We start from the raw sequence: 9,447 nt of genomic DNA, 5'->3' as shown, positions 1-9,447 counted from the left end.
TCTCATTTAAAGATAAAAAAAAGGGGCCGCTGTCAAGGACTTTTTTTTCGCGGGCAACCTCCGGGAGGTTGTAGCGGCTCGGAGAAAGCCCATGCGGTCAAGTAGGCCTGGCGGATCAACCTCCCGGAGGTGCCCGGGAAGCAGCCGCCGCGACCACCGCATGAAGCCGCCTGTGGGTGCGCAGAGGGCCAGAGATCGCCACGCGACTGCCGCACGAACAGCCTTCTCCCCGCCCGCGGTTACTCATAGCGCAGCGCGGCGCGAGGGTCCACCAGGTGCAGGTAAAGCCCCCAATCCCCCCGGCCTGTTCCACTTTGGCCAAGACCATGTTCACCCCGCGTCTGAGCCGCACCACGAACAGGTCCTGCGCCGGCGCGGCTGCCCGGTGGACATGCTCCCTGTGCACAAGTTCGCCGTTTACCGATAGGGCCACGCCATCGTCGCTCCCCAAAAGGAGCAGCGTTTCCAGCTCCTCGGTGGCTTGCACTTCCGCAAAGGCATAGGCCACCGCGTTCTCCTTGACCGCAAAACAGGCAGTCAGGTCCAAGAAGCCTTCGCGGTTGGCTTCGGCCGGCTGCCACGCCACGGTTCCACCGAGACCGTCCTCGTAGGAGCTACGTTCTGGGCCGTAGGGGCGGTCAAGACCTGCATCGTCGCCATTGTCGAATGGCCCCACCACCTGCCACTTGGTGGTGAACCGGCAAGAAAGACCAGGAAAGTGGGCACTGGTGGTCCAGGTCCTGGCCAGCTCCTTACGGCGGGCAAGGGAGGCGGAACGCGCCTGGGCAAGGTAGAGGTCCCAGGCGGAGAGATCGCCGAGTGCAAAGACAAAGGGCTGCCTGACAAGCCGCAGCTCCGGCGGGGAGGCTTTTACCACAGCCTGTACCAGGGGGTGGATGCGCTGTTTGTCGTTGCGGGCCAGGCTCACTACCTGGGGCAGCATGGCCGCAAGCGAAGGGTCGGCGGGAGAGACTTCCGCCCGCTTGACAAGGGTCTCCAGGGTAACCTGGCTCAGCTCTACTGGCCCGAACGCGGGCAGTGCCATGTCGAGCTCGTCGGTCACCGTGCAGTGCGGGTCGAGGCCCCACCCGTACCACAGGTAGGCGTCCGGTGGCCGCGCCTGCCGCAAGTACAGGTCAATAGAGGGTTCTGAGGACGATGCCTCCAATTTGTAGATGAGGCGCAGGTCCTCCCCCTCAGAGCTCCGGATGGAAAAGCCCATAGGCGGGGTGGAGCGGCACAGTCGACCATTTGCTCCCACAAAGTGCAATCGGTAGCAGGGGTAGCGGAAGGGCACGATGGAAATGTCCGCCAGTTGGAGTCCGGGCCAGATGTCGCGACATCCAAACAGATCGCGCAGCACCAGGAGGGCCAGACGTCTGCCCAGGCGCTTGTGCCCGGCAGTGCTGACGTGGATGGGGTCATCAAGGGGCAGGTCAATGCTGGCCACCATGCCGGCGTGCGTGAGTTGAACTGCACAGAGCCTTTGCTCCTCGCGGACGACATTCCAATAGGGGTTCTCGTTGGCGGTCACGTACCGTCCCAGTTGCACGTAGTAAAAGGGGAGCTCTGGGTTGCCAAAATCGCGGCGCACCGCGGCCACAAAGGCCAGGAATCGCTCGCGGAACAGGCGGGCGGCAGTCTGATTTGCATCCGACTCCCCTTGATAGCACGGCACGCCCCGCAGCTTGCGGCCCACTGCCTTGAAGCGCCGGTACATGGAGCCGTAGAGGGAGGCACCACCCTGATCGCGTTTGGCAGGGTCCCACTGCTCCATGGAGGTGCCTCCATGGGCGCAAGGCACCAAACCGATGGGCACGCCGGTGCGGGCCACCAGCTCTTTGGCAAATGGCAAGCCCAGGCCAGCGCCCGTCTGTGCGTCGCGCTTGGCAGCGGCGCGCGCCTTGGCAAGCTCGGAGGGCGTACGCCCGCCGTGGTGCACCGGGTCCGGCGAGTCCAAAAGCCAGTGCAACGGATCAGCAGCGATGCCCCACTTTTCGTCAAAGCCGTAGCAGTTCACCGAAATGCTGGGGTCCTCAGCCTCGCGCAGGTCGCCGATCCCCTGCATGTTCGACTGCCCGGCGAGGAGCTACAGGTCGCCGACCAACACGTGGCGTACCTAGGCGCCGGCTATGACCTTGCCACTCGGGGCCACCACGCGCAGGAGGATGGCATACGGGCCGCCGGTCGGAAGTGACCTTATCGTGCCTTCTACCTGTCCGCGACGGCAGGCGCCTACCTCCTCCCAGTCGCGGAGCGTTGCCCCTGAGCGCTGGGCAATCACCATACACTCCACTCTGCCGGTCGCCCCATCGGCAACTGTTCCGGCAAATGACACAGAAGCATTGCCGTCGCTGTCACGTTGATAGGCCTGGTAGTCTGCCAGGCCCGAGCGGATGGTCAACTCGGCAGCTAAGAGGGAAACAGTTCCGATTGCCGTCGCTAAGGCGGCAACCATGAGGCAGCGCGTGATTCTTTTCATGGCTGTTCCTCCGCACATTTTTCGCTATCCGATTGTACGAATGCTCCGAAGCCAGAGCGCCGACCAGGCCAGTTCCAGGGGGTGGTGGGCCCGCTTTGCTGCTGGATTGGCCCGCGCCTTTAGCCCGCCACCTCGACGCCGGCCCCTTGGACCACCTCCCCGACTTGCCAGCAGTCTTGGCCGTGCTCGTGGCACATTCGCGCCAACTCCTCTGCCTGCTCGTGCGGCACCGCGACCAGCAGCCCCCCGGACGTCTCCGGCGTGAAAAGGAGCAGCTGAGTCTCTTCGGCGATGCCAGACGCAAAGGTCACCTGCGGCCCATAGCAATCCCGGTTGCGACAGGAGCCCCCCGGGAAGAGCCACGCCTCAGCATATTGCCTGGCGCCGTCGAGGAAGGGGAGTGCCTGCAGAGAGAAGCGGAGCCGTACGCGGCTCTTTTCGGCCATCTCACACGCATGGCCAAGGAGCGAGAACCCAGTTACGTCGGTACAGGCATGGGCGCCAGCACGCACGGCGATGCGCACAGCAGTGCGGTTGAGGAGCTTCATTTGTGCCACGGCTAAGGCTATGTGCGCGGGGTCGGCGACGTCCCCTTTTGCGGCGGTGGTCACCATGCCAACGCCGAGTCGCTTGGTGAGACAGAGCACGTCGCCTGGTCGGACGCCGGCCTTGCTGAGGATGCGCTTCGGATGGACCAGTCCGAGCACGGCAAGTCCGTATTTCGGCTCCTTGTCGTCCACCGTGTGGCCGCCGGCGATGACTGCCCCCGCTTCGGCCACTTTATCGGCTCCGCCCTTGAGAATCTCAGTGACCACCTCTGCCGGCAGATCAGGGGGAAAACAGCAGACGTTGAGGGCCAGGGTCACTTCGCCCCCCATGGCGTAGACGTCGCTCAGCGCATTGGCGGCGGCGATGGCGCCATAGTCATACGGGTCGTCCACGATGGGCGTGAAATAGTCCACCGTGAGGATGACCGCCACCTCCGGGGTGAGCTGGTAGACGGCGGCGTCGTCGCTCAGCTCCAGCCCCACCAGAAGCTGAGGGTGGTCGGCGCTTCTGAAGCGCTCCTGCAGAGGGCGCAGCACCTGCGCCAGGGTCTGGGGACCCGTCTTGGCCGCTCAGCCGGCCGCCGAGGTCAGGGCGGTCAACCGCACCTTCGTGCTCATGGTCAGCTTCCTTGGCTACAAGTTCACCACCTTGCCTGCGCCCAACAGGGTCTCGGCGATGGTGTACATGTTGGACACTTCGCCCACTGCGACCTTCTCCTTCAGGCCAAAGTGGCCCAAGCAGGTGCCGCAAGCGAGTATCTGCACCCCTTGCGCCTGCAAGGCCTGCAGGTCTTGCAGAACCGGTGAGCCCTCCACCACCAGGTAGACCCCGCTGTTGAAGAAAATGATGGTCTGCGGCAGAGGGTGCATCTCGTTCAAGGTGTGGAAGAAGCTACCTATCAGGATGCTGCCGAGTTCTTGGTCGCCGTGGCCCATGCGATCCTGGGAGATGGCCAGCACAAGCGGGCCTTGCGCTGGTTTGGCCGCGGCTGCCTTAGCGGGCGCCTCCAGCTGTCCGCCCTTGGTGATGTGCAGGTAGATGCCATCCGGGCGGGTCTCGCTCTGCACCGTGTACCCTGACTTTTCGGCCATGCGGCTCACATTCTGGCGCGAAGTCTCGTTGTCGACGATGACCACCAGCTCGTCAGATTCCTGCAGGGCCTTCCTGGTCAGGATGACCGGTTGCGGACAGGCAAGTCCTCGTGCATCAACGATGCGGCTCATGCGACTTTTCCTCATGTTTTTGCCCAATGTCAGATGTCATGTCTGCTCGTGACGGTAACCCCTGCCTCTGCAAGGAGCTGAGTGGCGCGGGCGCAATCGCTCCTTGCCACCCGCACGCAAACACCGCAGTCGGAGCTCACCTCCCTTGGCACGGGGATGAGTTTGCAGCGCAGGCCATGTGCCTTCAATACGCCCTCCGCCCGCGTGGCGTGGGAGATAGACGGGACCAGCAGGATAGCATAGCGCTCCTTCATCGCTTTCCCCCAGCGATGCGCGCGACGGCCTGCACTGCGCGTTCGATCTGCCGGCGGGTGGTGAAGGCGCTCAGGCTGAAGCGCACTGCCCCCTGCGGAAAGGTGCCGATGGTCCTGTGCGCACGCGGGGCGCAATGCAGCCCAGGGCGGCACATGATGCCATACTGCCGGTCCAGACGCTGGGCAACAACGGCGGGGTCTTTACCCTCAACGTTGAACAGCACCACTGGTGCGCGGCGCGCGGCACTGTCCGGCCCGTAGATGGTGACGCCCGCAACATTCTTGAGGCCCGAGAGCAGATGCGCCGTGAGTTTCTCTTCTCGCGCGCGGATTGTCTCCACCCCCTGACGGCGCAGCCAACGTACCCCGGCGGCAAGTCCGGCTACGCCCACGACGTTCGGCGTGCCACTTTCGTACTTGTCCGGCAGAAAGTCTGGCTGCTCCTCCTCCTCGGACCGGCTGCCGGTGCCGCCCTGCAGAAGCGGCTTCAGTGCCGACAGCGGCACGCGCGGACCGATAACCAGGCCCCCGGTGCCCATGGGCCCAAACAGCGCCTTGTGCCCGGTGAATGCCAATAGATCAATTGGCGTCTGCCGCAGATCCAGGGGGATGGCACCGAGCGTCTGAGCGGCGTCAACCAGGAGGAGGACGTTGCGCTTTGTAGCCAGTTGGGCGAGCTCATCCACAGGAAGCAGTGTGCCCACCGCGTTGGAGGCGTGCGTGGCCACGATCAGCCGGGTGCGCGGGGTAATGGCCTGCTCGACGGCGGCGCACGTCAACTCCCCGGTGACCGAGCACTGCACCACAGTCAGCAACACGCCACCTTGCTCTAAGACGCGCAAAGGTCGCATCACAGAGTTGTGCTCCATGCTCGTGCATACCACGTGGTCGCCCGGGTTGAGCAGGCCGTGCAGCGCCAAATTCAGCGCGGCGGTGGCGTTGGCGCAAAAGACGACACGTAGAGGGTCGTCGCACCCCACCAGGGCGGCAATCTCTTCGCGGCCGCGATAGAGCAGCCGTGCCGCGGCCAGTGACATCCGGTGGCCTGACCTGCCCGGATTGGCCCCGACTTTGTCCATGAATTGCACCATGGCCTGACGCACGGCCGGCGGCTTCGGCCAGGTGGTTGCCGCATTGTCCAGGTAGAGGTACTCGGACACCCTTGCACCTTTAACCGGTCAGCAGGCAAGAGCCTATGTACGCGCTGCCTCGCATGCGGCTCCAGGCGGCGGAGGCAGCTTTGCCCGAGAGGTCCAATGGTGAGGCATGCGAACGCGGACCCACGGGCAGCGGTCCTTGTGTGCGACCATAGCACTGCCGTATTGTAGCAAACTCGGGTCAGACAATCAAGCAGGTTTTTTTTGGGGGTGAGCGATGCAGTTTCAGCGGTAGCGGCCATCCGTGAGGGCGGTCTGGTACATGGCCAGCACGTTCTGCGTCGGCGTGTTGTCCTGCAGTTGATGGGCGGGCGCAAAGCAGTAGCCGCCGCCGGGCATCATGACTTCCAGGACGTGGCGACAGTAGGCGATTACTTCCTGCACGGAGCCGTGGGCAACAGGGCCGGCAGTGGAGATTGCTCCATGGAAAGCCAGCTCCTTGCCGAAACGCGCCTTGAGGTACTCGGGGGACATATCCTTGGCCTCCGGCTGCAAAGTATCCACGGCGGCGATGCCCATGGCGATGAACTCGGGGAAGGCCCAGCTACTGGAGCCGCAGGAGTGGATCATCACCGGAAGGTCAAAGGCGCGGGCAAGCTCCACAAAACGCTGCAGTCGCGGGCGAATCTGCTTGCGGAATAGCTCCACGCTGATCAGCGGGCCATTCTGCCCGCCCAAGTCTTCCCCGATCCATAAGAAGTCGATCTCACCACGGGCCGCTTCCAGCGTGCGCCGGGTGACTTCCAGCTGTACCTCCAGGCGCCGGTCGATGAGCAGCATGCCGGCTGGATCGTCGGTGGCCAAGTCGATGAGCGCTTGCTCCATGCCGCGCAGCATGGTGGTGCTGTTGATGATGTCGCCCAGCCCAGGACCGCCCGCGTAAAGGCAAAACTCCTTGTTCTGGCGACACTGCGCGAGCACCTGCGCGTAGTCATAGTCGTCCGAGGAGGGCATCGGCCAGCGCGCCACTTCTTCCTCGTCGGCAGCGCGCAGGGGAAAATCGCAAAAGTCCCAGTAGCCGCCAGCCGGATGTTCCACCAAGCGCGTGTGCGTGCCCCACTCCGGATCCACATGGCGCTCTGGCACCTCAGGATGGAGTCGCGGGCCGATGTACGAGGCCCAGACCCATTGGAAGTCAACGCCTAAGGCGGCGCGCAGATGCGGCCAGTCGTCGTGGGCCAGGCCAAAGTGCTGCATGAGGCGCGCCTGCACGCCGGGATTGGCGGCAAAGTTGATAGGCACCCTATCAGGCTCTTGATGGGCCAGGGCGGTGAGCACGCGCTCTTTGGGGCTCATTGCACGAGGCACCACGCATCTCCCTCTATTGGGCTGGTTCAGTGGCTGCTTGGGCCATGGCCAGGACATTCTCCGGGGGAACGTTGGGGAGGAGCGCCTCGTGGCTTGGACTCACCACCAGACAGGGGCCCAATACCCGCTTGAGACGATGTACCTCGGCTCTCACCTGCTCAGGCGTGCCGTGCACCAGCAACTGCTGCGTGTCCACCCCGCCCAAAAAGGCGATCCTCCCGCCGACGGTCTTGGATAGCGTCTCGGCATCCATGTTGGCGGCGCGCGCCTGCAGCGGGTGCAAGGCGTTGATGCCAAGCTCCACTATGTTGGGCAAGACCTTGTAGACGGATCCGCAGGAGTGGAGAATCACCTGGTAGCCGTACCCTTTGGCCTGGCACACCAGTTCTCGCATGTAGGGCAGGACGAATTCCTGGAACTGAGCAGGGGAGAACAAGAGGTCCAGCTGCGAGCCAAAGTCGTTGCCGAAAAACAAGCCGTCGATCAGTTCGCCCGCACGCGCGTACAGCCGGCGGTTGGCCTCCAAATAGAAATCCACCACCCGGCGGGTGACCGCGTGCACCACCTCCGGATGGGTGTACATCTTGACGAAGTAGTTCTCCATCCCGAAGAAAGCAGCCACGTCGTGGAAGAACGGGCACCAGAAGCCGCTGGCCCGGTAGACCTCGCCGGCGTTCTCCAAGGCCCACAGCCACTCGTCAAGATCAAGCAGGTCCGGGTCCGGCCAGGGGAATGATGCTACATCGGCCGGGTCTTCGCAGTCGGCAAACACCCCGGCGGCAGCGAGCCCTCGATCGCGGGGGCGAGTGTCAAAGATGGGTTTCCCTTGCGGATGGCGGTAGCAGGTGTACTGAAAGCAGATCCAGCGAAAGTCATCGCCCAAGAGGCGGCGCACGCTCTCCTCGTCCTCACAGCCGAAGGCGCGCAGATAGATGGGCCAGGTCTGTTCGTGGGGCTTTCCTAACCAGAAGCCAGTGCGGTCGGCTTCATTACCGCTGAAGATAATCTTTGCCCTCTCGCGCGAGGTCATCGCGCGACGACTTGTTGCGGGCGGGTCTTTGCTCACGAACAGTCTCTGTGCAGTCGCAGCGGATGCCTGTCTTGGCTGCCCTCACTCTTCCCGCACGGCCTGGCCTGCGGTGAGGAGGTCGTCGGCGGTCTCGAGGGGCGCGTGCTCCGCCTGCCGTCGCTCGGCGTGGCTCTCCACGTCGAGGATGCCTTCGATCTGGTGCAGGTTCATGAACTCGTGGCACGCCTGAATGAGCTCCGGCGAGGTGAGTTGGTCAGGCCCGACCACCTTCACCACCTTGCCCATGGCGCAGAGATGGTTCACCAACGCGACAAAATCGCCGTCGCCGGTGACCAGGATAATCTCATCCAGACGAGGCGCCTGGCTGAGGCTCTCTACGGCCATCTCGAGGTCCATGGTGGCCTTGGTCGAGCCGTCGGGAAGCCGCTTGATGGGCTTGGCTACCACGCGATAGCCAATGAGCCCAAGCAGGTTGAAAAAGTCGCGCTGCCTGCCATTTTCCGGATCGAAACAGGTAAACGCCGTGAAGGTGGTGACGGTGTGGTCGTGGGTGAAGAAATCACGGAGTACACGAAAGTTGATCTTGCCCTGCTGAAACCTCGCTTTGGTGGTCATGTAGATGTTCTGAATGTCGATAAACACGCCTACTCGCTTCATGTACCTCCACTTCCTCTTCTGCCCCCACCTTGCGCCTTGGCGGTCCCCCCCTGCTTTGTCCTACCGTCCAACTTAACCATGGAACGCGCAAAACGGATTCTGCCTGCGACTACCCGAAGCCTTGCGGCAAGAAAGGGTCCTGCGCAGGCCTGTTCCCCCTGTCGACTCTTGTTGCCTACGGACCGGCGAACTGGCCGATCTTCGGCTGCACCAATCGCTCAAAGTCCTTGTAGGCCAGCTTGATCAACTGGGTATGCGAGCCGGCATTGAAGGCGATCTGCTCGTCTTCGGCCAGTTCTTGCGCGGCATAGACCTCTATCCCGTAGAGGTTGCCGAAGGGCGGCATCGCCCCGACCTCGCACTCGGGGAATAGTTCCTTGAACTCCTGCTCAGAGGCGAGTTCGACCTTTTTCGCCCCGGCCAGCTGCTGCAAGCGCGCAAAGTCGATGCGTCGCGAGGCTGGCAGCACCGCCAGAGCCATTTTGCCGTCGATCTTGACTACCACCGTCTTGGCCAGCTCCTTGCCGGGCACGTGCGCTGCCGCGGCTATTTCCTGCGCCGTGTAGGCCGTGGAGTGGTTGATGGTGGTGTACTTGACCTTGTTACGGTCGAGGAACTCTTTCAGCGTTCTGACCGGCATGCGACCCTCCTCGGCGACTGAACGTCGCCCCTTGGTGGCCAAACCACGCGGAGGTGCAGTGCGCGTCGTTCCACGTGACCCCGAAGATTTATGCCTCTCCTGCAAAGGCCCGTCCTTGACCTCGGGTGTCAAAACAACTAAATTATA

Annotated in this window: 9 protein-coding genes and 1 pseudogene; all 10 read right to left on the bottom strand. The window is 63.2% G+C overall.

Annotated elements, in window-relative coordinates; all coding sequences use genetic code 11:
* Nucleotides 1-115 precede the first annotated feature (115 nt).
* A pseudogene (locus tag NUW13_16000) lies at nt 116-2,074 on the bottom strand (sialate O-acetylesterase).
* A gap of 45 nt (nt 2,075-2,119) precedes the next feature.
* Nucleotides 2,120-2,482 (bottom strand): hypothetical protein, encoded by a 363-nt coding sequence (locus NUW13_15995; protein MCR4440511.1) that lies wholly within the window; start codon nt 2,480-2,482, stop codon nt 2,120-2,122.
* Between the two features lie 119 nt (nt 2,483-2,601).
* Entirely contained in the window at nt 2,602-3,648 is a 1,047-nt protein-coding gene (selD, locus tag NUW13_15990) for a selenide, water dikinase SelD (protein MCR4440510.1), read from the bottom strand.
* 15 nt (nt 3,649-3,663) lie between these two features.
* The gene (gene yedF, locus NUW13_15985) at nt 3,664-4,254 is read right to left on the bottom strand and encodes a sulfurtransferase-like selenium metabolism protein YedF (protein ID MCR4440509.1); all 591 of its coding nucleotides are present in this window, start codon (nt 4,252-4,254) and stop codon (nt 3,664-3,666) included.
* 29 nt (nt 4,255-4,283) lie between these two features.
* Nucleotides 4,284-4,508: a DUF3343 domain-containing protein gene (locus NUW13_15980; GenBank protein MCR4440508.1), complete on the bottom strand. Its 225-nt coding sequence runs from the start codon at nt 4,506-4,508 to the stop codon at nt 4,284-4,286.
* Entirely contained in the window at nt 4,505-5,668 is a 1,164-nt protein-coding gene (locus NUW13_15975; GenBank protein MCR4440507.1) for an aminotransferase class V-fold PLP-dependent enzyme, read from the bottom strand. The genes NUW13_15980 and NUW13_15975 overlap by 4 nt, the downstream gene beginning before the upstream one ends.
* A 222-nt stretch (nt 5,669-5,890) precedes the next feature.
* Nucleotides 5,891-6,961, bottom strand: coding sequence for a hypothetical protein (locus tag NUW13_15970; GenBank protein ID MCR4440506.1), 1,071 nt, complete (start codon nt 6,959-6,961; stop codon nt 5,891-5,893).
* Between the two features lie 25 nt (nt 6,962-6,986).
* Entirely contained in the window at nt 6,987-8,039 is a 1,053-nt protein-coding gene (locus NUW13_15965) for a hypothetical protein (GenBank protein ID MCR4440505.1), read from the bottom strand.
* A 45-nt stretch (nt 8,040-8,084) separates the two neighbouring features.
* Nucleotides 8,085-8,660: an NYN domain-containing protein gene (locus NUW13_15960; protein ID MCR4440504.1), complete on the bottom strand. Its 576-nt coding sequence runs from the start codon at nt 8,658-8,660 to the stop codon at nt 8,085-8,087.
* A 175-nt stretch (nt 8,661-8,835) separates the two neighbouring features.
* Complete coding sequence (locus tag NUW13_15955) at nt 8,836-9,300, bottom strand: YbaK/EbsC family protein (protein ID MCR4440503.1); 465 nt, start codon at nt 9,298-9,300, stop codon at nt 8,836-8,838.
* Between the last annotated feature and the right edge of the window lie 147 nt (nt 9,301-9,447).

The sequence above is a fragment of the candidate division KSB1 bacterium genome (assembly GCA_024655945.1).
Taxonomy (GTDB): Bacteria; Zhuqueibacterota; Zhuqueibacteria; order JANLFK01; family Oleimicrobiaceae; genus Oleimicrobium.
The sequence above is the reverse complement of the archived record's forward strand: the minus strand, read 5'-3'. Positions and strand labels throughout refer to the sequence as shown.

What these genes read in the sequence shown, in the direction of transcription:
- NUW13_15995 (MCR4440511.1), bottom strand. Translation starts at nt 2,482, where the DNA reads ATGAAAAGAATCACGCGCTGCCTCATGGTTGCCGCCTTAGCGACGGCA.
- yedF (MCR4440509.1), bottom strand. Translation starts at nt 4,254, where the DNA reads ATGAGCCGCATCGTTGATGCACGAGGACTTGCCTGTCCGCAACCGGTC.
- NUW13_15960 (MCR4440504.1), bottom strand. Translation starts at nt 8,660, where the DNA reads ATGAAGCGAGTAGGCGTGTTTATCGACATTCAGAACATCTACATGACC.
- NUW13_15970 (MCR4440506.1), bottom strand. Translation starts at nt 6,961, where the DNA reads ATGAGCCCCAAAGAGCGCGTGCTCACCGCCCTGGCCCATCAAGAGCCT.
- NUW13_15980 (MCR4440508.1), bottom strand. Translation starts at nt 4,508, where the DNA reads ATGAAGGAGCGCTATGCTATCCTGCTGGTCCCGTCTATCTCCCACGCC.
- NUW13_15955 (MCR4440503.1), bottom strand. Translation starts at nt 9,300, where the DNA reads ATGCCGGTCAGAACGCTGAAAGAGTTCCTCGACCGTAACAAGGTCAAG.